At 72.9% G+C, this 22,750-nt stretch carries 19 protein-coding genes and 1 tRNA gene; 11 read left to right on the top strand and 9 right to left on the bottom strand.

Annotated features, from left to right (window positions below; genetic code table 11):
* Window positions 1–40: 40 nt before the first annotated feature.
* Together Q5694_RS24715 and Q5694_RS24720 are read right to left on the bottom strand one after the other, a co-directional pair.
* Entirely contained in the window at window positions 41–2,575 is a 2,535-nt protein-coding gene (locus Q5694_RS24715; RefSeq protein WP_333935505.1) for an ABC transporter permease, read from the bottom strand.
* A gap of 37 nt (window positions 2,576–2,612) precedes the next feature.
* Window positions 2,613–3,383, bottom strand: a complete 771-nt coding sequence (locus tag Q5694_RS24720; protein ID WP_333935507.1) for an ABC transporter ATP-binding protein — start codon at window positions 3,381–3,383, stop codon at window positions 2,613–2,615.
* Between the two features lie 414 nt (window positions 3,384–3,797).
* On the opposite strand from Q5694_RS24720, the gene Q5694_RS24725 reads away from it, so the two are divergent.
* Together Q5694_RS24725 and Q5694_RS24730 are read left to right on the top strand one after the other, a co-directional pair.
* Window positions 3,798–3,881 (top strand) — tRNA-Leu (locus Q5694_RS24725).
* Window positions 3,882–4,153: 272 nt separating this feature from the next.
* Window positions 4,154–5,062 carry a Bax inhibitor-1/YccA family protein gene (locus Q5694_RS24730; protein ID WP_333935508.1) on the top strand — a complete coding sequence of 303 codons (909 nt, stop codon included), beginning with the start codon at window positions 4,154–4,156 and terminating at the stop codon, window positions 5,060–5,062.
* Window positions 5,063–5,311: 249 nt separating this feature from the next.
* Here the strand turns inward: Q5694_RS24730 and Q5694_RS24735 are convergent, their stop codons facing one another.
* Window positions 5,312–5,542, bottom strand: a complete 231-nt coding sequence (locus Q5694_RS24735) for a DUF4287 domain-containing protein (RefSeq protein ID WP_333935510.1) — start codon at window positions 5,540–5,542, stop codon at window positions 5,312–5,314.
* Window positions 5,543–5,643: 101 nt separating this feature from the next.
* On the opposite strand from Q5694_RS24735, the gene Q5694_RS24740 reads away from it, so the two are divergent.
* Window positions 5,644–5,949 (top strand): hypothetical protein, encoded by a 306-nt coding sequence (locus Q5694_RS24740; protein WP_333935512.1) that lies wholly within the window; start codon window positions 5,644–5,646, stop codon window positions 5,947–5,949.
* A gap of 33 nt (window positions 5,950–5,982) precedes the next feature.
* On the opposite strand, the gene Q5694_RS24745 is transcribed toward Q5694_RS24740, so the two are convergent.
* The 3 genes from Q5694_RS24745 to Q5694_RS24755 all read right to left on the bottom strand — a co-directional run bounded on the left by Q5694_RS24745 (window position 5,983) and on the right by Q5694_RS24755 (window position 9,412).
* Window positions 5,983–6,768: a hypothetical protein gene (locus Q5694_RS24745; RefSeq protein WP_333935513.1), complete on the bottom strand. Its 786-nt coding sequence runs from the start codon at window positions 6,766–6,768 to the stop codon at window positions 5,983–5,985.
* Between the two features lie 272 nt (window positions 6,769–7,040).
* A complete protein-coding gene (locus Q5694_RS24750) occupies window positions 7,041–8,261 on the bottom strand; it encodes an acetyl-CoA C-acetyltransferase (RefSeq protein WP_333935514.1) in 1,221 nt (406 codons plus the stop codon).
* Window positions 8,262–8,392: 131 nt separating this feature from the next.
* Window positions 8,393–9,412, bottom strand: a complete 1,020-nt coding sequence (locus Q5694_RS24755; protein ID WP_333935516.1) for an SGNH/GDSL hydrolase family protein — start codon at window positions 9,410–9,412, stop codon at window positions 8,393–8,395.
* A gap of 221 nt (window positions 9,413–9,633) precedes the next feature.
* Here Q5694_RS24755 and Q5694_RS24760 point away from each other — a divergent pair, with 221 nt between their 5' ends.
* Window positions 9,634–11,022, top strand: coding sequence for a cystathionine beta-synthase (locus Q5694_RS24760; protein WP_333935518.1), 1,389 nt, complete (start codon window positions 9,634–9,636; stop codon window positions 11,020–11,022).
* A 395-nt stretch (window positions 11,023–11,417) separates the two neighbouring features.
* Here the strand turns inward: Q5694_RS24760 and Q5694_RS24765 are convergent, their stop codons facing one another.
* On the bottom strand, window positions 11,418–12,284 hold the full coding sequence (locus tag Q5694_RS24765) for a helix-turn-helix domain-containing protein (RefSeq protein ID WP_333935588.1): 867 nt from the start codon (window positions 12,282–12,284) through the stop codon (window positions 11,418–11,420).
* A 161-nt stretch (window positions 12,285–12,445) separates the two neighbouring features.
* Between Q5694_RS24765 and Q5694_RS24770 the strand changes: the two genes are divergently transcribed.
* On the top strand, window positions 12,446–13,207 hold the full coding sequence (locus Q5694_RS24770; protein ID WP_333935520.1) for an SDR family oxidoreductase: 762 nt from the start codon (window positions 12,446–12,448) through the stop codon (window positions 13,205–13,207).
* 233 nt (window positions 13,208–13,440) lie between these two features.
* On the opposite strand, the gene Q5694_RS24775 is transcribed toward Q5694_RS24770, so the two are convergent.
* On the bottom strand, window positions 13,441–13,875 hold the full coding sequence (locus tag Q5694_RS24775) for a hypothetical protein (RefSeq protein ID WP_333935522.1): 435 nt from the start codon (window positions 13,873–13,875) through the stop codon (window positions 13,441–13,443).
* Between the two features lie 164 nt (window positions 13,876–14,039).
* Between Q5694_RS24775 and Q5694_RS24780 the strand changes: the two genes are divergently transcribed.
* Together Q5694_RS24780 and Q5694_RS24785 are read left to right on the top strand one after the other, a co-directional pair.
* Complete coding sequence (locus Q5694_RS24780) at window positions 14,040–14,885, top strand: MurR/RpiR family transcriptional regulator (protein WP_333935523.1); 846 nt, start codon at window positions 14,040–14,042, stop codon at window positions 14,883–14,885.
* A gap of 102 nt (window positions 14,886–14,987) precedes the next feature.
* A complete protein-coding gene (locus Q5694_RS24785; RefSeq protein WP_333935525.1) occupies window positions 14,988–15,572 on the top strand; it encodes a hypothetical protein in 585 nt (194 codons plus the stop codon).
* A gap of 145 nt (window positions 15,573–15,717) precedes the next feature.
* On the opposite strand, the gene Q5694_RS24790 is transcribed toward Q5694_RS24785, so the two are convergent.
* The gene (locus Q5694_RS24790) at window positions 15,718–17,070 is read right to left on the bottom strand and encodes a diaminopimelate decarboxylase (protein WP_333935527.1); all 1,353 of its coding nucleotides are present in this window, start codon (window positions 17,068–17,070) and stop codon (window positions 15,718–15,720) included.
* Between the two features lie 132 nt (window positions 17,071–17,202).
* Between Q5694_RS24790 and hutU the strand changes: the two genes are divergently transcribed.
* The 4 genes from hutU to hutI are packed head-to-tail and all read left to right on the top strand — an operon-like array spanning window position 17,203 to window position 22,698.
* Window positions 17,203–18,867 (top strand): urocanate hydratase, encoded by a 1,665-nt coding sequence (gene hutU, locus Q5694_RS24795; RefSeq protein WP_333935528.1) that lies wholly within the window; start codon window positions 17,203–17,205, stop codon window positions 18,865–18,867.
* Window positions 18,864–20,081, top strand: a complete 1,218-nt coding sequence (locus Q5694_RS24800; protein WP_333935529.1) for an allantoate amidohydrolase — start codon at window positions 18,864–18,866, stop codon at window positions 20,079–20,081. Before hutU ends, Q5694_RS24800 begins: the two co-directional genes overlap by 4 nt.
* A complete protein-coding gene (locus tag Q5694_RS24805) occupies window positions 20,078–21,412 on the top strand; it encodes a formimidoylglutamate deiminase (RefSeq protein WP_333935531.1) in 1,335 nt (444 codons plus the stop codon). Before Q5694_RS24800 ends, Q5694_RS24805 begins: the two co-directional genes overlap by 4 nt.
* Window positions 21,409–22,698, top strand: coding sequence for an imidazolonepropionase (gene hutI, locus Q5694_RS24810; protein ID WP_333935532.1), 1,290 nt, complete (start codon window positions 21,409–21,411; stop codon window positions 22,696–22,698). The genes Q5694_RS24805 and hutI overlap by 4 nt, the downstream gene beginning before the upstream one ends.
* Window positions 22,699–22,750: the final 52 nt, after the last annotated feature.

Raw genomic sequence — 22,750 nt, forward strand, 5'->3', positions numbered from 1 at the left:
ACGGGGACCCGGCCCTTCGGCGTACCGCGCAGCGGCGAGGTCACTCGGCCTTGATCGCGTTCAGCATGTTCAGCCGCGCGGCGTTGCGGGCCGGCCACATCGCGGCCAGGACGCCGACCAGACCGGCCAGCACCAGGAAGATCCCGATCCGGTCCCAGGGCAGGACCAGCGCGTACCCGGGGATCTGGTCGGCGAAGGTCTCACCGATGGCCCAGCCGAGGAACGCCCCGAGACCGATGCCGACCACCGCGCCGAACACCGAGATGACCACGGCCTCCAGCCGGACCATCCGCTTCACCCGGCGCCGGTCCAGGCCGATGGCGCGCAGCATGCCGATCTCCTGCTGCCGTTCGAAGACCGACATCGCGAGGGTGTTGACCACGCCCAGCACCGCGATGATCAGGGCCATCGCCAGCAGGCCGTACATGACGTTCAGCAGGGTGTTGATGGCGCCGCCGAACTCGTTGCGGATGTCCTGCTTGTCCATCACGGTGATCGCCGGGTTGTCGCCCAGCGCGTCGACGAGGACCTGCTCGTTCCCCGCGGTCTGGCCGCCGTCGATCTTCACGAAGATCTGCATGATGGACGGCTTCGTCTCGTGCCGGTCCACGACCTTCCGGTCGATGAGGACGGGGGAGAGGAACTCGCTGTCCTTGTAGACGGCGCCGACCGTCAGCGTGGCCTTCTCGTCGTCGCCGAAGGTGACGGGGAGCTTGTCGCCGGTCTTCCAGCCCCGGCTCTTCGCCGTCTTCTCGGCGACCGCGATCCGGCCCTCGGCGAGGGAGTCCGCGCTGCCGCTGACGACGTCGACGGTCAGGACCTTCTCGAGGTCGCCGGGGGTGACCGCCGAGGCGGAGACGAAGTCCTTGCCGTCGAGCTTGAAGTAGGCGTCCTGCTGCGGCGAGACCGCGGACACGCCCTTGGCCTTCTCCAGTGCCGTCAGCGCCGACCGGTCGAGGTCACCGCCGTTGGCCATCCGGACCATGTAGTCGGCCTTGATGTTGTCCGTGGTCATCTTGTCGATGGCCGTGCCGACGGTGACGCCGAGCACCGACAGGCCGGTCACCAGCGTCAGCCCGATGGCCAGGGCCGAGGCGGTCGCGCCGGTGCGGCGCGGGTTGCGGACCGCGTTCTGGCCGGCCAGCTTGCCCGCCACCCCGAAGGGGCCGACGAGCAGCGGGCGGACGAGCGCGATCACGGGCCGGGACAGCAGCGGGATCAGGATGATCACGCCGATCAGCGCGAGGAAGGCGCCCGCCCCGATGTACACGCGGCCGTCGTCGCCGCCGGTCGAGGCGCCCGCCACGATCCCCACCGCACCGAGGGCGGTGACGGCCGCACCGATGGAGTTGCGCACCACCAGCGACTTGGTGGTGGCCACCGCGTGGACGCTGTTCATCGCCGCCACCGGCGGGATCTTCGCAGCCCGGCGGCCGGGCAGCCAGGCGGCGAACGTCGTGATCAGCACGCCCACCGCGAACGCCGCGATCACCGGCGTGGCGGACAGGACCAGCGGACCGTCCGGCATCTTCATGTCGAACGCGGTCATGCCGGAGCGCAGTCCGACCGCCAGGCCGATGCCGAGGACGAAGCCGACGGCCGAGGCGACCAGGCCCACCAGCGCGGCCTCGGCGAGCACCGAGCGGGTGATCTGCCGGCGGGACGCACCGACGGCGCGCATCAGGGCGATCTCCTTGGTGCGCTGGGCGACCAGCATCGTGAACGTGTTGGAGATCAGGAAGATCCCCACGAAGAGCGCGATGCCCGCGAAGCCGAGCAGGACCTGCTTGAGGTTGCCCATGCCCTGCTCGATCTGCTCGGCCTGCTCGTCGGCGAGCGCCCGGCCGGTCCGCGCCTCGGCGGTGTCGGGCAGCAGCGGCTTGACGGCGTCCAGGATCCGCGCGTCGTCGGCGCCGGGGGCGGCGGTGACGGTGACGCTCTCGAAGTAGCCCGGCTCGAGGTACTGCTTCTGGGCGACGGCGGTGTCGAACAGGACGAGGCTGCCGCCGGCGTTCACGGCGCCGTCCTCGGTGGTGAACACCCCGCTGAGGGTGTACTCCTTCACCGGGCCGTTGGTCGCGACGCGCACCCGGTCGCCGACCTTGTACTCGCCCTTGGCGGCGGACTCCTCGTCCAGGGCGATCTGGTCGTCCTTCACCGGGCCGGAGCCGTCGGTGAACGTGTAGGCGGCGTCCTTGCCGTTCTTGCCGGGGGCGAAGTTGGAGCCCTTGTTGGACCAGCCGACGCCGATCAGCTTCCCGTCGGGGTCGGCGACCCCGGCGAAGCCCTCGACGCGGCCGTACACCCCGGCGACGCCGTCCACGGCGGCGATCTCGTCGAGGACCTTGCCGGACAGGCCCGGCTCTTCCTCGGGGTCGTCCGGGTCGGCGTACGAGGAGACGGAGACGGCGACGTCGTCGTAGCTCTTCGCCGACTGGTTGCGGAAGGCGTCGGAGAGGGTGTCGGCGAAGACCAGGGTGCCGGAGACGAACGCGACGCCGAGCATCACGGCGAGCACGGTCATCAGCAGCCGGGCCTTGTGCGCGAGGACGTTGCGCAAGGCGGTACGGAACATGGTGGTGGTTCTCAGTCCTGTCGGTCCTGGCGGGGGATCAGCTGGTGCGGCCCTTGGCGTCGAACTGCTTCATGAAGTCGAGGACCGTGTCGGCCGTCGGCCGGTGCATCTCGTCGACGATCCGGCCGTCCGCGAGGAAGACCACGCGGTCCGCGTAGGACGCGGCCACCGGGTCGTGGGTCACCATCACGACGGTCTGGCCCATCTCGCGCACCGAGTTGCGCAGGAAGCCCAGGACCTCGGCGCCGGAACGCGAGTCGAGGTTCCCGGTGGGCTCGTCACCGAAGATGATCTCGGGCCGGGAGGCCAGCGCCCGGGCCACGGCGACGCGCTGCTGCTGGCCGCCGGAGAGCTGGGAGGGCCGGTGGCCGAGCCGGTCGGCCAGGCCGACCATGCCGATCACGGAGTCCAGCCACTGCTTGTCCGGCTTGCGGCCCGCGATGTCCATGGGGAGCGTGATGTTCTCCAGGGCCGTCAGCGTCGGCAGCAGGTTGAACGCCTGGAAGATGAAGCCGATCTTGTCCCGGCGCAGCTTGGTCAGCTGCTTGTCCTTCAGGGAGCCCAGCTCGGTGTCGCCGATGCGCACCGACCCGGAGGAGAAGGTGTCGAGTCCGGCGACGCAGTGCATCAGGGTCGACTTGCCGGAACCGGACGGCCCCATGATCGCGGTGAACTCGGCCCGGCGGAACTCGACGGTGACCCGGTCCAGGGCGACCACCTGGGTCTCACCCTGCCCGTAGATCTTGGACAGATCCGTGGCGCGCGCGGCCACGGCGGTGGCCCGGTCGGCGAGGGATGCGGTGGTCACGGGATGGCTCTCCTGTCGGACGGCTGTGCGGAGGATGGACGTGTTCCATCGTCCGGGTCCGCGGCGGCCGTGTAGTCACCCGCTGTTCCCGTTCCCGGGGGCGACTCGGGTCGGACCCGGACGCCCGGAGTCATACCTGGGGATGACGGCCCGCCCCTGCGGGGAGCCCGTGACGGAACCTGTGCCTCCGGCTGTCGAGAACGGGTGGATCGCCCTCGTTCAGGCGGTGAAATTCCGTCATTCCGCATACGCCGCTGTCAGTCGCACGCAAGGCTGGTGGCAAGTGCGGACGGCGCGTCCCGTGTGCTGATGCACCCTCAGACGTCAATAAAATAAGACAACATCGGCCCGCCCGTCCGCTGTTCGGGGGACGCGTCCCGATAGTCTCGGACCTCGTTGCGGAGCCCATGGCCTGCCCGGATGGTGGAATGCAGACACGGCGAGCTTAAACCTCGCTGCCCCTTCGCGGGCGTGCCGGTTCAAGTCCGGCTCCGGGCACTTTCCGCTCTCCGCGCGTTCCACCGGCGTGATCCACTGCACGCCGACGCCGGACCCGCGGCCGGCCGATGATCACCGACCGGTACCGAGCCGGTTCCGGACCGGTACCGGGTCCCTGTGGAATGAAGTCCTCCGGCCTGGGGAATCAGGGAGCGGCGTAGCGTGTTGCGCTGCACGACGAGGGAAAGATCCTTCCCAAGCAGTAGGGTCATTCCTTTGCCTACCTATTACTCTTGAGCCAAGGCCATGCTGTGTGGCCATGGAGGAGTGAAATGAGGAGCAGAAACCCGGTCTTCTCGCGACGGGGGTTCAGCCGCGACAACGGCTACGCGGGCTTCAACACCGCGCCGCAGGCCGGGGGCCCCGCTGTCGCCACCCAGGGCAACCCGTACGCCCAGCCGACGGGCAACCCGTACGCCCAGAACCCGTACGCGCAGAACCCTTACGCCCAGCAGGACCAGCAGTACGGCGCGCCGCCGCAGGCCCCGGCCGCCACCGGCCGGATGACCATCGACGACGTCGTCCTGCGCACGGCGAGCACGCTCGGTGTGCTCGTCGTCACCGCGGCGCTCTCCTGGGCGCTGCTGCCGGTCGACGACGCCAACATCAGCCGCAGCTACGGCATCGGCATCGGCGCCGCGCTGATCGGCATGGTCCTGGCGTTCGTGCAGTCCTTCAAGCGCAAGGCCTCGCCCGCGCTGATCCTGACGTACGCCGCGTTCGAGGGTGTCTTCCTCGGCGTCGTGTCCAACATCGTCGACAACCGCATCGCCAGCGGCGCCGCCATGCAGGCGGTGATCGGCACCATGGCCGTCTTCGCCGGTGTGCTGATCGCCTACAAGGCCGGCTGGATCCGCGTCAACCGCCGCTTCTACGGCTTCGTGATGGCGGCCGCGCTCGGCTTCATCCTGCTGATGACCGTGAACCTGCTGTTCGCGGTGTTCGGCGGCGGTGACGGCCTCGGCTTCCGCAGTGGTGCCCTCGGCGTCGTCTTCGGCGTCATCGGCATCATCCTCGGCGCCTGCTTCCTCGCCCTGGACTTCAAGCAGGTCGAGGACGGCGTCGCCTACGGCGCCCCGCGCGAGGAGGCCTGGCTGGCCGCCTTCGGCCTGACGCTGACGCTGGTGTGGATCTACCTGGAGTTCCTCAGGCTCCTGTCGATCCTCAACAGCAGCGACTAGCACCGACCCGCTCGTGCGCGAAGGGCCCCGGCTCCGGCCGGGGCCCTTCGTCGTCGGGAGGACGGTGTGCGCGCCCAGGGCCTGTCCGACAATTGCCTCCTGCCTCGCGACGCCATGCACGCACTCTCGCCGCACCGGGCGCAGAGCCGAGTACATCCCGTACGACTCTCTCCGCCCGGCACGCCGAGAGCACGCACCTGACGCCGCGAGGCCGCCCTCCGGGCGGCGGCGGGAATCGTCAGACAGCCCCTAGAGGAGTTTGCGCGCGGCCCGCCTCAGGTCGTACTCGTGGATGATCGCCTTGGCGTGGCCGTACGCCAGGTTGTGCTCGTGCCGGAGCCAGCTGACCTTTTCCTCGAAGCGGAAGAGCGCCGGGCCTTCGTCGACGGTGCGCAGCCAGTCGGAGATCTCACGACCGGTGCAGTGCGGAATGCGGGCGAGCATGTTGCGGTGGGTCTCTTCGGAGAAGACTTGGGACATCGGCGCCTCCGGACGCTGGGATACAAGCCGGTCCTTCAGGTCACCGTGCCTGAGTGTTCGCCCGTTGGCAACAGTCCCGGTGCGACGCGTACGCTCGCCGCGTGGTTGATACGACGCCCCTCCTCCGAGCCGTTGATCACTTCGCCGACCGCCTGAGGGCCGCGCCCCAGAGCCGGCTGCAGCGAGGCGCTGCCGCCGAGGCGCTCGGCCTGGCCCGGGAGCTGTCCCGCAGGGCGCAGCTCCTCGAGGGCGAGGAACCGCGGGAGATGCCCGACGCGGGGATGTTCGCCGCCGCGGACCAGATCATGGTCGCCGGACACGACCTGGCCGTGGTGCTCCCCGGTGACGCCGACGTCGACGAGGCGGTACGGCTGGTCGAGGAGGCCCGGAAGCGGGCCGGGGTGTGAGCGGGTCCGCGGAGCGCCCCGGTGTGAGCGGCTCTAGAAGGACGCGATGACCCGGTCGGCCAGGATGTAGACGTTCTCGTCGCCGCACTCGAAGGTGAGGGTGTAGGCGCCCGAGATGCCCGAGCCGCCCAGCAGGACGGCGCTGCGGCCCGCGCGCAGGGCCCGGGCCAGCTGTTCCGCCGTCTCCCGGTGGCCCGGGGTCATGCACAGCGTGGTGCCGTCGGCGAAGACGTACACGTCGAGGGTGCCCAGGGGGCCCGGGCGGACGTCGGTCAGTTCGACGCGGGAGGCGGCCAGCTCCTCCAGGGCGGCGACGGTGCGCTCGTGGTCGTTGGCCACCGGCGACGGGTTCGGCACGAAGTCCGGGTGGGAGGGGTGGCGGCGGCGGGCCGCGGCCAGCTCCGGGGACTCCCCGGCCGGCTCCTCGGCCTCCGCCGGGCCGGGCTCGGACACCGGCTCCAGGCCCGCGAAGTCGGCCTGCCGGGGCAGGAACAGGTCCGCGTCGGGCAGACCCAGCAGGGACGGGGCGTCGGAGGCGTCACGGGCCTCCTGGGCGGCCCAGAAGGCGCGCGCCTCGGCGAGCTCCCGCTCCCGCTCCTCGGCGAGTGCCGCGGCCACGGCGGCCCGTATCTCGTCGGTGTCGGCCGTGGTGCGGGCGGCGGGCAGCAGGGCGCGGGTGGTGGCGGCGCGGTTCTCGGCCAGCGCGGTGTGCAGGGCCGCGACCTGCCGGCGCAGCTGCAGGACGGTGCGCAGGACGGCGACGCCCACGGCGCCCGTGGCGGCCGTGGTGACCAGCAACGCGATCGGCATGGCGCTCACTGACGTACTCCCGGTTCAAAGTCGACCCCCGACTTCCTACATCAGCTTGAAGGGCGGACTGACCGGCTGTCAGTGCGTAACGTCACGAAACGGACAGGACTTCGGTCGCGGGGGAGCGGGCGGTGCTGTCGTGACCTGCGGTTCTCCCCGGCGGAGGGAGATAGGTCACATCCTGGGGGAGATTGGATCACAAAACAGCCCAGAACCCCGGCGTTTCCGGGGTTCTGGGCTGACGCTTCACGGTGTGTGGTATGGCGACTACGCAGCGGTGGTCAGTGGAGGCGCTCGATGACCATGGCCATGCCCTGGCCGCCGCCGACGCACATCGTCTCCAGACCGAACTGCTTGTCGTGGAACTGCAGGGAGTTGATCAGCGTGCCGGTGATGCGGGCGCCGGTCATGCCGAAGGGGTGGCCGACGGCGATGGCGCCGCCGTTGACGTTCAGCTTCTCCAGCGGGATGTCCAGGTCGCGGTAGGAGGGGATCACCTGGGCGGCGAACGCCTCGTTGATCTCCACCAGGTCGATGTCGCCGATGGTGAGCCCGGCGCGGCGCAGCGCCTGCTTGGTGGCCTCTACCGGGCCGAGGCCCATGATCTCGGGGGACAGGCCCGAGACGCCGGTCGACACGATCCGCGCCAGCGGGGTGAGGCCCAGTTCGCGGGCCTTGGTGTCGGACATGATCACCAGCGCGGCGGCGCCGTCGTTCAGCGGGCAGCAGTTGCCGGCCGTGACCCTGCCGTCGGGGCGGAAGACGGGCTTCAGGCCCTGCACGCCCTCCAGGGTGACACCCGCGCGGGGGCCGTCGTCCTTGCTGACGACCGTGCCGTCGGGCAGGGTCACCGGGGTGATCTCGCGCTCCCAGAAGCCGTTCTTGATGGCTTCCTCGGCGAGGTTCTGCGAGCGGACGCCGAACTCGTCCATGTCCTGGCGGGTGACGCCCTTGAGCCGCGCCAGGTTCTCGGCGGTCTGGCCCATGGCGATGTACGGGTCGGGCAGCAGGCCGTCCTCGCGCGGGTCGTGCCAGTCGGAGCCCTCGGACTCGGCGACCGCGGCGGTGCGGGCCTCGGCGTCGGCGAACAGCGGGTTGTGCGTGTCCGGGAGGCTGTCGGAGTTGCCCTTGGTGAAGCGGGAGACCGTCTCGACGCCGGCCGAGATGAACACGTCGCCCTCACCGGCCTTGATGGCGTGCAGGGCCATGCGCGAGGTCTGCAGCGAGGAGGAGCAGTAGCGGGTGACGGTGCAGCCCGGCAGGTGGTCCATGCCCATCTGCACGGCGACGATCCGGCCGAGGTTGTTGCCCTGCTCGCCGCCGGGCAGGCCGCAGCCGAGCATCAGGTCGTCGATGTCGCGCGGGTCCAGCTCGGGGACCTTGGCCAGTGCGGCCTGGATGACGGTGGCGGTCAGGTCGTCCGGCCGCAGGTCCTTCAGGGAGCCCTTGAAGGCACGGCCGATGGGGGAGCGGGCGGCTGAGACGATCACGGCTTCGGGCATCACGGCTCCATTGACGTACCGGGTGGTCTGGCAGGGCTGACTGGGAAGTTACCCGTACGTACGGGCCGGGTCACGGGTGTCGCGGTGTGACCCTGGCCGCAGTTTTCTAAGCGCTTGCTTTTTCGCCCGGCTCAGTTCGTCGGGGCGGCCGGGGCGGCCTCCTGCTCGGGCACCCGCCGCCGGCGCCGCCGCTTCAGCAGCGCCCAGGGGCCCCTCGCGCCGGCCGGCATGGCCGCCGCGACCTCGGTGCCCGCCTCCGAGGCGGCCTCCGCGGCCGCCCGCGCCACCGGCAGGAAACCCTCGCGGCGGGAGGCGTCCGGGTGCTCCTCCTCGGCCGGCCACAGGCCCAGGGCGGCGCAGACCGTCGGCAGGACCGCCATCGCCGCCGTCGCATAGCCCTCCGCGGAGGGGTGGTAGCTGTCCGGGCCGAACAGCTCGCGCGGGTTCTGCGCGAACTCGGGGCCCAGCAGGTCGCCGAGCGACACCGTGCGCCCGCCCTGCTCGACGACGCCGATCGTCTGGGCCGCCGCAAGCTGGCGGGAGGCCCGTCTGGCCAGCCAGCGCAGGGGCTGGCGCACCGGTTCGATCGTCCCGAGGTCGGGGCAGGTGCCGACCACGACCTCCGCACCGGCCGTGCGCAGCCGTCGCACCGCCGAGGACAGGTGGCGCACCGAGCGGGTCGGCGGCATGCGGTGGGTGACGTCGTTCGCGCCGATCATGATCACGCAGATGTCCGGCACGGGCCCGGGGTCGGCCAGCACCAGGGCCACCTGACGGTCCAGGTCGTCCGACCGGGCCCCGGGGGACGCCACCGTGCGCAACCGCACCGGGCGCTCCGCCAGGGCCGCGAGCCCCGAGGCCAGCAGCGCGCCCGGCGTCTGCGAGCCGCGGTGCACGCCCTGGCCGGCCGCGGTGGAATCACCCAGCATGGTCAGCCGCAGCGGGGTGTCGGTGCCGTACGTGCGCCCGTACAGCCCGTCCCCGTTCGGCACGTGCGGTGGCGGGCCGTTGCCCACCCGGCGCCGGGCCAGATGCACCTCCGCCAGCACCAGCCCCACCGTGGCCGCGCCGGCCAGACCGATCCCGCCGCCGCCGTACGCAGCGCCGGTCGCGATCCGCCGGGCCACCCTCGCCCTCGACATGCTCGACATGCGTCGCCGCCACCTCCTCGAACCCGTACACCCAGTGCTTGCCCCGTACAGGCCGTGCTCCAATCGCGACGGCCGGTGAACGACCGGCACGGACCACGGGGCAGGCCGCGGCCGGCGGCCCGGTCGCGGCCCGCTCCCGGGCGGACAGCGCGAAGCGGGCCGCAGGGCCTAGGCTGGCGGAACCACTAGGACCACTTCTTTTGCGGCATCCGGAGACAACGGTGCGATTCCACGACTCGATGATCAGCCTCGTAGGCGACACCCCGCTGGTGAGGCTCAACAGCGTGACCAAGGGCATCAGGGCGACCGTCCTGGCCAAGGTGGAGTACTTCAACCCCGGCGGTTCGGTGAAGGACCGCATCGCCCTGCGCATGATCGAGGCGGCGGAGGAGAGCGGCGCGCTCAAGCCCGGCGGCACGATCGTCGAGCCGACCAGCGGCAACACCGGTGTCGGTCTCGCCATCGTGGCGCAGCAGAAGGGGTACAAGTGCATCTTCGTGTGCCCCGACAAGGTCAGCACCGACAAGATCAACGTGCTGCGCGCCTACGGTGCCGAGGTCGTCGTCTGCCCCACGGCCGTCGACCCCGAGCACCCGGACTCGTACTACAACGTCTCCGACCGGCTGGTCCGTGAGACGCCGGGCGCCTGGAAGCCCGACCAGTACTCCAACCCGAACAACCCGCTCTCCCACTACCACTCCACGGGCCCCGAGCTGTGGGAGCAGACGGAGGGACGGATCACCCACTTCGTGGCGGGCGTGGGCACCGGCGGCACCATCTCCGGCACCGGCCGCTACCTCAAGGAGGTCAGCGACGGCAAGGTCAAGGTCATCGGCGCGGACCCGGAGGGCTCCGTCTACTCCGGCGGCTCCGGCCGCCCCTACCTCGTCGAGGGCGTCGGCGAGGACTTCTGGCCGACCGCCTACGACCGCACCGTCGCGGACGAGATCGTCGCCGTGTCCGACAAGGACTCCTTCCAGATGACCCGCCGTCTGGCCAAGGAGGAGGGCCTGCTGGTCGGCGGCTCCTGCGGCATGGCGGTCGCGGCCGCGCTGGAGGTCGCCGCGCGGCTCGGCGAGGACGACGTCGTGGTGGTCCTGCTGCCGGACGGCGGCCGCGGTTATCTCAGCAAGATCTTCAACGACGAGTGGATGGCCGACTACGGCTTCCTGGAGGACTCCGGCTCCAGCGCCCGCGTCGCCGACGTGCTGAACGACAAGGAGGGCGACCGCATGCCCTCCCTGGTCCACATGCACCCGGAGGAGACGGTCGGCCAGGCCATCGAGGTGCTGCGCGAGTACGGCGTCTCGCAGATGCCGGTCGTCAAGCCGGGCGCTGGCCACCCCGACGTGATGGCCGCCGAGGTCGTCGGTTCCGTCGTCGAACGCGAGCTGCTGGACGCGCTGTTCAGCAAGAGCGCCTCCCTGGACGACCCGCTGGAGAAGCACATGTCCGGCCCGCTGCCGCAGGTGGGCTCCGGCGAGCCGGTCGCCGACCTGATGGCCGTGCTCGGCAAGGCGGACGCCGCGATCGTGCTCGTCGAGGGCAAGCCGACCGGTGTGGTCAGCCGGCAGGACCTGCTCTCGTTCCTCGCCAAGAGCGGCACGTGACGGCGAGCGGGTGCTGAACCGCCCGTGAACCGGGCGGAGTCGCGGGCGCCCGTGATCTTCGCGGACTTCGCGCAAGCGGTACGCGGGTGTCACGTCCGCGCAGCACCGGCTTAACACGGGCCCTGCACAGTGGAGGTGTCGGCAGGGCGACGGGGAAACCTCCCAGGCGCTGAGCACGGGGCAGGATCCCCGCCCGGGCCGGCGCCGAGCGGCGTCGCAGGACCTCCGGAGCGGCTCCCGGACCTCCACGGACGCCACGGACGCGAAGCGCGGCCTGACCGCGCTTCGCGTCCTCGCGGGGACCGCCGTCGTCCCGCCCCCCGTTCGCGGGGGTGCGGCGGTCCCCGCGCACCTTCCCTCTCCTTCCCCGCCGGTGGCCGGGGTGCCCGCCCGGGTCAGTCCGCGCGGGTCGTCGCCCAGCTCCCCAGCAGCGCCAGGCGCTCTTCGGCGTCCGAGCCCGGCTCCGGCACGTACGCCACGATCGTCTGGTCCGGCGCCCCCGGGACGGTCAGGGTCTCGTAGGGCAGGCTCAGCAGGCCCGCGACCGGGTGGCGGAGCAGCTTCACGCCGTGGTCGCACGGCTTGACCAGGTGGTCGGCCCACAGGCGGCGGAACTCCGCGCTGGCCTCGGACAGTTCGGCGACGAGCTCTCCAGTCGCCCGGTCGCCGGGGTGGTGGCCCGCCTGCAGGCGCAGGTGCGCGACCGTCTGCGCGGTCACCTCGTCCCGGTCGGGGTAGAGGTCGCGGGAGGCGGGATCCAGGAAGAGCCGGCGCGGCAGGCTGAGGTCGTCCGCGCCGCCGAAGCCGAGCAGGGCGTCGGCGAGGGCGTTCCAGGCGAGGACCTCCATGCGGTGGTCCAGGACGTAGGCCGGGTTGCGGTCCATGCCGTCCAGGATCAGCTGCACACCCGGCCGCACCCGTGACTCCGTGTCCCGGGAGGCACCCGCGGCCCGCACGCCCCGCCGACGGGGCCGGGCCACCGCCCGCAGGTACTCGTGCTCGGCGGCGTCCAGCCGCAGCACCCGCGCCAGCGCGTCCAGCACGGCGTCCGAGACCCCGCCGGACTTCGTCCGGGAAGGGCCCCCGGGGCCCCGGCCCTGCTCCAGGCGGACGTAGTAGTCGACGCTCACCCCGGCCAGCTGCGCCACCTCCTCACGGCGCAGTCCCGGGACGCGGCGGCGGCCGTACGTGGGCAGCCCCACCTCCTCCGGCCGGATCCGGGCCCGGCGCGACCGCAGGAAGTCCCCCAGCTCTCCGTCCATCAGGTCTCCGTCCATGGGTCCGAGCCTAGGCCGGTCCGGCTCCGTGAACCTGGTACTGCCGGACCCAGGAAAAGCACAGCCCTGGGTAGGGCTCCCGCCCCGGCCGATCGTGGTGGACGAGGCCGGGCGGACGCCCCGGTCCCGACACCGAGGGAGTACCCATGTCGTACGAGAACCTGGCCGGACGCACCGCCGTCGTCACCGGAGCCGCCAGTGGCATCGGCGAGGCCGTCGCGGTACTGCTGGCCGCCCAGGGCGCACGGGTGGCGCTGCTGGCCCGGCGCGGGGAACGGCTCGCGGCGATCGCCGGGAAGATCCGCGCCGACGGCGGACAGGCCCTCGCCGTCGCCGCGGACGTCACCGACGAGACGTCCGTGACGGACGCCGTCGAGCGGATCCACAGCGAGTACGGGACCGCCGACCTGGTGGTGAACGCCGCCGGCGTCATGCTGCCGCACCCCGTCGACGCCCGGCGCGCCGACGAGTGGCAGCGGATGCTCGACACCAACGTCACCGGGGTGCTGCGCGTCATCGGCGCCTTCACCGCCGACCTGGTGGCCGCCGCCGCGGACGGCCGGAGTGCCGACATCGTGAACATCTCGTCCATCGCCGCGCACGTCGGCTTCCCGAACTACGCCGTGTACGGCGCGACCAAGGCGGCCGTCACCTATCTGTCACAGGCCCTGCGCGGGGAGTTCGGGCCCCGCGACGTGCGGGTCACCAACATCGAGCCCGGGTTCGTGGAGAGCGAGCTGCGCACGCACATCTCCGACGCGGAGCTGTCCCGGCAGGTGGAGGGCATGCTGGACGAGGTGGGCGCGTTGTCCGCGCAGGAGCTGGCCGACCTCGTGGCCTATGCGGCGAGCCGGCCGCGGCGGGTCAACCTGCGCCAGATCGTGGCGCTGCCGACCCGCCAGGTCTGACCGCGGCGCCTCCTCCGGCCGCCCGGCGGCCGGCCGTTCGCCAGCCGTCCGGTCCGGTCATCGGCCCGTCGCCCGGTCGTCGGTCGCCCGGTCGTCGGCTCGTCCGGCGGTCGTCCGGTGCGGCCATCGGTCGTCCTGCCGTCGGGCCGTCCGGTGCGGCCAGCGGCGCGTTCGGACGTCGCCGGGGCGGCAATCGGCCCGTCGCCCGGTCCGTCGTCGGCCGTCGACCGTCGTCAGTCCGACCAGTCGTCGTCCCGGCGGGACTTGCGGCGGGCGCCGAACAGGGCCGGGTTGGTGCGGGCGGCCTGGGCCACGTTGACGCCGACGATGCCCGCCCAGGCGATGAGCAGGCCGGGTGTCTGCGCGATGCCTCCGCCGATCGCGGACAGCGGCACCGCCAGCACCAGGGAGACGATCCCGAAGCCGAAGCGCTCGCCCCAGGAGTCGGTGGCCCTCGGCGTGCGCGAGTCACGCGCCGTCTGCATCTGCTGCTCGGCCAGCTGCCGGCGCACCCGGCGCTCCACCGCTCCGTCGATCCGCTGGTCGACCTTCTCCAGGAACGAGTCGACCAGCGCCGACTCGTACTCCTCGCCCAGGTCCCTGCGGGCGTGCAGAGTGGCGTCGAGTTCCTTCTTCAGGTCGGTGTCGCGCGCGTCCGTTCCGCTCATGGCACCCACGGTAGGAAGGGGCGGCCCGGGCCGCACTGGGGGTAGCCCCCGTTTCGCGCCGGGGGCGGGCCGGGGCGGGGGACGGCCGCTCCGGTCCCCGCTTGCCGGTCTGCATATGCTCATGCAGAATCCTCAGCTACTGAATAGGCGAGGGGGAGCACGTCATGAGCGTGACCGACAGCCCTGCCGCGCGGCTGCAGGCCCTCTTCGAGGGCCATCGGCTGACGCCGACCCAGCGGCGCATCGCGCACAGCATGGTGCGCCGCGCCGCGGACGTGCCGTTCCTGTCCAGCGTGGAGCTCGCCGAACTGGCGGGGGTCAGCCAGCCGTCCGTGACCCGCTTCGCCGTCGCCCTCGGCTTCGACGGCTACCCGGCCCTGCGCCGGCACCTGCGCGAGGTCGCCCCCGCGGAAAGTGCGGCGGAGACCGGGGACTGCAACGAGTACCAGCAGGCCGTGGAGGCGGAGATCGAGAACCTGCGGCACCTCGCGGAGGCGCTGGCCGACCCCGCACCCGTGCGGCGTGCGGGCCGCCTGCTGGCGGCCTCCCGTCCCCTGCCCGTCCTGGGGCTGCGGGCGGCGGCCGCCCAGGCGCAGGGCTTCGCCTACTTCGCCGCCAAGGTCCACCCCGACGTACGGCTGCTCGGCGAGGGCGGCACCATGCTCCACGACCGCATCGACGCGGCCGTGCGGGCCGGGGCGAGCACCCTGCTGTGCTTCGCCCTGCCCCGGCACCCCCGCGAGGTCCTCGACACCCTCGCCTACGCCAAGGAGCAGGCCGGGCTGACGGTGGTGACCGTCGCCGACTCCGCCTTCGCCCCGGTCGCCAAGGTGTCCGACCTGCTGCTGCCCGCCGCCGTGGGCACGGGCCTCGCCTTCGACACGGCCTGCGCCCCGATGCTGCTGGGGCGGGTGCTGCTGGAGGCCATGTGCGACGACCTGCCCGAGGCCCAGTCGCGTCTGGAGGAGTTCGACGCCAAAGCCGCCGCGCGGGGCCTGTTCGTCGACTGAACGCCCCCGTCCGGTTTCTCAGACTCGTCTCACGTTCCGCCGCTAACCTGCCTCGCGCTGCAACCCCTTTCAGACGCTTCGGGTACCGGACGGAGGCTGATCGTGACACGCGGAGGACAGGGACTGGCCCGGGTGGCCGTCGTCGTACGGGCGGGGGCCGCCCCGCTGTGGTGGCTGGGTGTGTGCGCGGCCGGTGTGGGAGCGCTGGTGCCGGGACTGACCGGGCGCCGCATCGGCGTTCTGGCCGGGGCCGCGCTGTTCGTGCTGGCGGCGGTGACCGTGGCCTGCGCCCGGCGGCGGCGGTACGCCGCCCTGGCCGCTTCCGCGGCCCGCGCCGGGAAGCACGACGTGCTCCAGGACCGCGCGGTGACGACCCGCAACTGGCGCCGCCTGCACCGCTGGTGGCTCCTGCTCGCCTTCGCGGCGGCCGTCGGCTCGGCCTTCGCCGTGCCGGCCGCGGGCGGCATGCTGCTGGCCGGCTGCGGCGCGGGCCTGTGGCTGAAGGCCGCCTGGCTCGGCCGTCGGGAGCAGACCGGCGAGGCGCTGCTGTGGGTCCGCGTGGACTGGCTGCGCTCGGACGCGGCCGGCCCGGCCGGCAAGCGGGTCAAGGCGTACCGCAGCACGGGCGTCGCCGCGGGTGACGCGGCCCCGGGCGGAGCCCGCCGCAAGGCCCCGGCACTCGTCTGACCCGGGCGGTGCGGGGCACCCACGCCCCGCACCCGCCGCGCAAGGCGCCGCACCCGCCGCGCAAGGCGCGGCACTCGTCCGGCCCAGGTGGGCGGGGGCACCCGCGCTCGGGCCCCGCACCCGCCCCACAGCGCCGCGGTGGTGCTCAGGTCAGGGCGTCGACCTGGGCGCCGCCGGACTCCGCGACCACCTCCCGGACGGTCTGCGCCTCGCGCACCACCGCGAACCGGCCCCCGGGCCAGAACCCGTACACCCCCGGCCGCGCCAGCGAGTTGTACGCGTAGTGGTGCGCGAAGTAGTACGCCCCGGTGTCCAGCGCGGCCGCGTAGTCCCCCTGCTCCAGCAGCGGCATGGAGCGGCCCTCGGCCAGCAGGTCCCCGGCGAAGCAGGCCGGGCCGGCGACGTCCTGCACCACGACGGGCCCCTCCTTCGGCCGCCCCTTCGCGTCGTACGCGGCGATCCGCAGCGGCCAGTTCTGCGGCGCGTACACCGTCCGCGCGGCGACCTGCACCCCGGCGTGGGTGACCGCGACCGCGCGCCCGCCGGAGCGCTTGGCGTACTCCACGCGCGCCACCACCGTGCCGTGCTCGGCCAGCAGCGACCGCCCGAACTCGGTGACCAGCCCGTACCTGCCGCCGAACAGCCCGGGGACCTCCCCGGCCAGCATCCGCGCGTACTGCGCGTACGTCGGCGTCGTCGCCTCCGAGGCGAAGTTGACCGGCAGCCCGCCGCCGATGTCGAGCGTGTCGACCTGTCGCCTGCCCGCCCGCCGGTTGATCTCCTCGGCCAGCGCGTACGTCTCCGCCGCGCCCCGCACCATCAGGGACAGCGGCACGCCCTGCGAACCGGTGTGCGCGTGCAGCCGGGTCAGCCAGGGCCGGTCCAGATACGCCCGTACCACCCACTCCCGCGCTCCCTCGTCGCGCAGCGCCACGCCGAACTTGCTGGTGGCCGTCGCCGTCGACAGGGCCTCGATGGAGCCCGCGCCGAGCTGCGGGTTCACCCGGATCCCGATCGGGGAGCGACTGGTCGCCGACCGCATCAGGGCGTCGAGCCGGGTCAGCTCCTGCGGGTTGTCCGCGTTGACCGCGATGCCCAGGTCCAGCGCCTCGCGCAGCTCGGCCGGTGTCTTCGCGGGCGAGTCGAGCACCGTCATCTCCGCCGGCACCCCCGCGGCCCGGGCCAGGGCCAGCTCGCCGGGGCTCGCGACCTCCGCGCCGATGCCCTCCTCGCGCAGCAGCCGCAGCACCGGCACCAGCGGGGTCGCCTTGACCGCGAAGGCGTGCAGCACCGCGGTGCCGGGGGCCGTCACCGCCTCGAACGCGGCCCGCAGCGCGGCCGCCGACTCCCGGATGCCGGTGACGTCCAGCAGTGCGACGACGGGGCTGTCCGGTCCGAGGAGCCCCTGATCCACGGCGGCCCGCACCGCCTCGTCGCGCCGGGCCGCCCGCGCGGCCCCGGATCCGTCCGTCTCTTCCGTTCCGATGTGTGCGCCCATGGCATCCAGCCAAACATCCCCGGCCCGGGCGCGTCGGCCTCCCGGGTGTTGACTAGCTCTATTCATGACGCCAGGATGTGAATAGAAGCAGCAACATCCCGCCGGGAGCGAGCACCCACCAGGAGGCAGACCATGTCAGGACCCCGTCCTGTCCGAGCACCGCGCGGCACGCAGCCGAGCGCCCTGGGATGGCAGCAGGAGGCCGCCCTGCGGATGCTGCAGAACAACCTCGACCCCGAGGTCGCCGAGCACCCCGACAAGCTCGTCGTCTACGGCGGCACCGGCAAGGCCGCGCGCGACTGGCGCTCCTTCGACGCCATGGTCCGCACGCTCAAGGGCCTGAAGCAGGACGAGACCATGCTGGTCCAGTCGGGCCGTCCGGTCGGCGTGATGCAGACCCACGAGTGGGCCCCGCGCGTCCTCATCGCCAACTCCAACCTGGTCGGCGACTGGGCCACCTGGGAGGAGTTCCGCCGCCTGGAACAGCTCGGCCTGACCATGTACGGCCAGATGACCGCCGGGTCCTGGATCTACATCGGCACCCAGGGCATCCTCCAGGGCACCTACGAGACTTTCGCCGCCGTCGCCGCCAAGAAGTTCGGCGGCTCGCTGGCCGGGACCATCACCCTCACCGCCGGACTCGGCGGCATGGGCGGCGCCCAGCCGCTCGCCGTCACCATGAACGACGGCGTCGCCATCTGCGTCGACTGCGACCCGCGCGCCATCGACCGGCGCATCGAGCACCGCTACCTGGACGTGAAGGCCGACAGCCTGGACCACGCGCTCTCCCTGGCGACCGAGGCCCGTGACGCCCGCCGCCCCCTGTCCATCGGAGTGCTCGGCAACGCCGCCGAACTGGTCCCGCAGCTCCTCGCCATGGGCGCGCCCATCGACATCGTCACCGACCAGACCTCGGCCCACGACCCCCTGGCCTACCTGCCGGTCGGCGTGGACTTCGACGACATGGCCGACGCGGCCGCCAAGGACCCGGCCGGCTTCACCACCCGCGCCCGCGAGTCCATGGCCCGGCACGTCGAGGCCATGGTCGGGTTCATGGACGCGGGCGCCGAGGTCTTCGACTACGGCAACTCCATCCGCGGCGAGGCCCGACTCGCCGGGTACGAGCGGGCGTTCGCCTTCCCCGGCTTCGTCCCCGCCTACATCCGCCCCCTGTTCTGCGAGGGCAAGGGGCCCTTCCGCTGGGCCGCCCTGTCCGGCGAGGCCTCCGACATCGCCAAGACCGACAAGGCGATCCTCGACCTCTTCCCGGGGAACGAGTCCCTGGCCCGCTGGATCAGGATGGCCGGGGAGCGCGTCCACTTCCAGGGCCTGCCCGCGCGCATCTGCTGGCTCGGCTACGGGGAGCGCGACAAGGCCGGCGAGCGCTTCAACGACATGGTCGCGAGCGGGGAGCTGGCCGCCCCGGTCGTCATCGGCCGCGACCACCTCGACTGCGGCTCCGTCGCCTCCCCCTACCGGGAGACCGAGGCCATGCTCGACGGCTCCGACGCGATCGCCGACTGGCCGCTGCTCAACGCCATGGTCAACGTGGCGTCCGGGGCGTCCTGGGTGTCGATCCACCACGGCGGCGGTGTCGGCATGGGCCGCTCCATCCACGCGGGACAGGTGACCGTCGCCGACGGCACCGCCCTGGCCGGCGAGAAGATCCGCCGTGTCCTCACCAACGACCCGGGCATGGGCGTCATCCGGCACGTCGACGCGGGCTACGACATCGCCGAGTCCGTCGCCGGCGAGCGCGGGGTGCGCGTCCCGATGCGCGAGGGTGACCCGGCGTGAGCTTCCACAGCATGTGGGCGGAGCTGCTGCCGATCGGCCGCAGCTCCGCCTCCGGCGGCTACCGCCGCTTCGCCTGGACGGGCGCCGACCTCGACTGCCGGGCCTGGTTCAAGGAGCAGGCCGAGTCCCGCGGACTGGCCTACGAGACCGACCGCAACGGCAACCAGTGGGCCTGGCTGGGCGATCCGGCCCGGGGCGACGCGGTCGTCACCGGCTCCCACCTCGACTCCGTGCCCGACGGCGGCGCCTTCGACGGGCCCCTCGGCGTCGTGTCCGCCTTCGCGGCACTGGACGAACTGCGTGTCAGGGGAGCGGACCTCACCAAGCCCCTCGGGATCGTCAACTTCGGCGACGAGGAGGGTGCCCGCTTCGGACTCGCCTGCGTCGGTTCCCGGCTCACCGCCGGGCGGCTCACCGTCGAGGACGCCCACCGGCTGACCGACGGGGACGGGACCACCCTGCCCCGGGCCATGGAGGCCGCCGGTCTCGACCCGGAGACGATCGGACCCGACCCCGAACGGCTCGCCCGCATCGGCGCCTTCGTCGAGCTGCACGTCGAACAGGGCCGGGCCCTGGACCTGTCCGGCGACCGGATCGGCATCGCCAGCGCCATCTGGCCGCACGGCCGGTGGCGCTTCGACTTCGCCGGCGAGGCCAACCACGCCGGCACCACCCGGCTGGCCGACCGGCGCGACCCCATGCTGCCCTACGCCGAGACCGTCCTCGCCGCCCGCCGCGAGGCCGAACTGACCTCGGCCGTCGCCACGTTCGGCAAGATCTCCGTGGAACCCAACGGGGTCAACGCCATCCCCTCCCTCGTGCGCGGCTGGCTCGACTCCCGCGCCGAGGACCAGGACAGGCTGGACACCGTCGTCGCCGGCATCGAGAAGGCGGCCGCCGAGCACGCCGCCGCCCACGGGGTCGACCTCGCCGTCGTCCGCGAGTCCTTCACGCCCGTCGTCGAGTTCGACCACGCCCTGCGCGACGAACTCGCCCGCATCCTCGGCAAGGACACCGAGCTGACGGTCCCCGTCCTCGGCACCGGTGCCGGACACGACGCCGGCATCCTGTCCGGGAGCGTCCCGACCGCCATGCTGTTCGTGCGCAACCCCACCGGCGTCTCCCACTCCCCGGCCGAGTCCGCGGCCGAGGACGACTGCGTCGCCGGTGTGCTCGCCCTGGCCGACGTACTGGAAGGACTGGCCCGCACGTGACACAGACGTACTGGCTGGAGCACGCCTGGCTCGGCTCGGCCGTCGAGCCGGGCGTCGCCCTGGACGTGGACGGCGGCCGCGTCACCGCCGTCCGCCCGGACACCCCCGCCCCGCCCCCCGGCGCCGAGGTCCTGCGCGGGCTCACCCTGCCCGGCCTGGCCAACACCCACAGCCACGCCTTCCACCGGGCCCTGCGCGGCACCGTCCAGGTCGGCTCCGGCACCTTCTGGACGTGGCGCGAGGTCATGTACGCCACGGCCGCCCGGCTCACCCCGGACAGCTACCACGCCCTGGCCCGCGCCGTGTACGCCGAGATGGCCCTGGCCGGTGTCACGGCCGTCGGCGAATTCCACTACGTCCACCACGCCCCCGGCGGCGCCCCCTACGCCGACCCCAACGCCATGGGCGAGGCCCTGATCGCGGCCGCCGCCGAGGCCGGCATCCGCATCACCCTCCTCGACACCGCCTACCTCTCCTCCGGCTTCGGGCACCCGCCCACCACCCCCCAGCTGCGCTTCTCCGACGGCACCGCGGACGCCTGGGCGGAACGCTGCACCGCCCTGAAGGACCGCGCCCACGCCCGGATCGGAGCGGCGATCCACTCCGTACGGGCCGTGCCCGCCGCCCAGTTGGCGACCGTCGCCCGCTGGGCCGAGGAGCGCCGGGCCCCGCTGCACGTCCACCTCTCCGAGCAGACCGCCGAGAACGACGCCTGCCGCGAGGCCCACGGCCGCACCCCCACCCGGCTCCTCGCCGACCACGGAGTGCTCGGGCCGCGCACCACCGGCGTCCACAACACCCACCTCACCGACGAGGACATCGCCCTGCTCGGCGGCTCCGGCACCGGCACCTGCATGTGCCCCACCACCGAGCGGGACCTGGCCGACGGCATCGGACCCGCCGCCGCCCTGCAACGGGCCGGTTCCCCCCTGTCGTTGGGCTCCGACAGCCACGCCGTGATCGACCTGCTCGAAGAGGCGCGGGCGATGGAGCTGAACGAGCGGCTGCGCTCCCGCACCCGGGGCCACTGGACGGCCGGGGCCCTGCTGCGGGCCGCCTCCGCCGACGGTCACGCCGCCCTCGGTTGGCAGGACGCGGGCGCCCTGGAGCCCGGCGCGCTCGCCGACTTCACGACGATCCGCCTGGACTCGGTCAGGACGGCAGGGCCGCTTCCGCGACTCGGGGCCGAGACGGCCGTATTCGCCGCGTCGGCAGCGGACGTGTCGCATACGGTCGTGGCAGGACGGCACGTCGTACGGGACGGGGTGCACACGCTCGTCCCGGACGTGCCGCGCGCCCTCGCGGACGCCGTCGCAGCCCTGCGCGGATGATCCCGGGCCGCCCCTGCGGGCGGTCCGCCCCCGACCCCCAGCCCACCGCCGACCAGGCCAGCAAGGACGCCATGAGCAACGCGACGACCCCCAGCCCCGCCCACTCCGCGAGCACCGCAAGCACGCTCATCACCAACATCGCCGCCCTGGTCACCAACGACCCCTCCCTCGGTGACGGTTCCCCCCTCGGACTGATCCAGGACGCGGCCGTCGTCATCGACGGCGACCGCATCGCGTGGACCGGTGATCACAGGAAAGCACCCGCCACTGACAACCGGGTCGACGCCGGTGGCCGGGCGGTCCTGCCCGGCTTCGTCGACTCCCACTCCCACCTCGTCTTCGCGGGCGACCGCACGCAGGAGTTCAACGCCCGCATGTCGGGCCGCCCGTACAGCGCCGGCGGCATCCGGACCACGGTGGCGGCCACGCGGGCGGCGAGCGACGAGGAACTGGAGCGCAACCTCACCCGCTACCTCGCCGAGGCCCTCAGGCAGGGCACCACCACGTTCGAGACCAAGTCCGGCTACGGGCTGACCGTCGAGGACGAGGCCCGGTCCCTGCGCCTGGCGGCCGCCCACACCGACGAGGTCACCTACCTCGGCGCCCACGTCGTCCCCCCGGATTACGCGGACGACCCGGCCGGCTACGTCGCCCTGGTCACCGGCGAGATGCTCGACGCCTGCGCCCCGCACGCCCGCTGGATCGACGTGTTCTGCGAGAAGGGCGCCTTCGACGGGGACCAGGCCCGGGCCGTCCTCACCGCGGGCAGGGCGAGGGGCCTGCACCCCCGCATCCACGCCAACCAGCTCACCCACGGCCCCGGCGTGCAGCTCGCGGTGGAACTCGACGCGGCCAGCGCCGACCACTGCACCCACCTCACCGACGCGGACGTGGACGCCCTGGCGAGCGGCCGCACGGTGGCGACCCTGCTGCCCGGTGCGGAGTTCTCCACGCGCGCCGCGTGGCCGGACGCCCGCCGGCTGCTGGACGCGGGCGTGACGGTCGGGCTGTCCACCGACTGCAACCCCGGGTCGTCGTTCACCTCGTCCGTCCCGTTCTGCGTCGCCCTCGCCGTACGGGACATGGGCATGACCCCGGACGAGGCCGTGTGGTCGGCGACGGCGGGGGGCGCGGCGGCCCTGCGCCGCACCGACATCGGCCGCCTCACGCCGGGCGCGTACGCCGACCTGACGCTGCTCGACGCCCCCAGCCACGTCCACCTGGCCTACCGGCCGGGCGTACCGCTGGTGAGCGGGGTGTGGCGCCGCGGAGTGCGCGTGGTGTGACGACGGCCCCGTCGCCGCCGACGGCGGTGCTGTTCCTCGACTTCTGAAAGGC

It is taken from the genome of Streptomyces sp. AHA2 (assembly GCF_036857595.1).
In the GTDB taxonomy this organism is placed as follows: domain Bacteria; phylum Actinomycetota; class Actinomycetes; order Streptomycetales; family Streptomycetaceae; genus Streptomyces.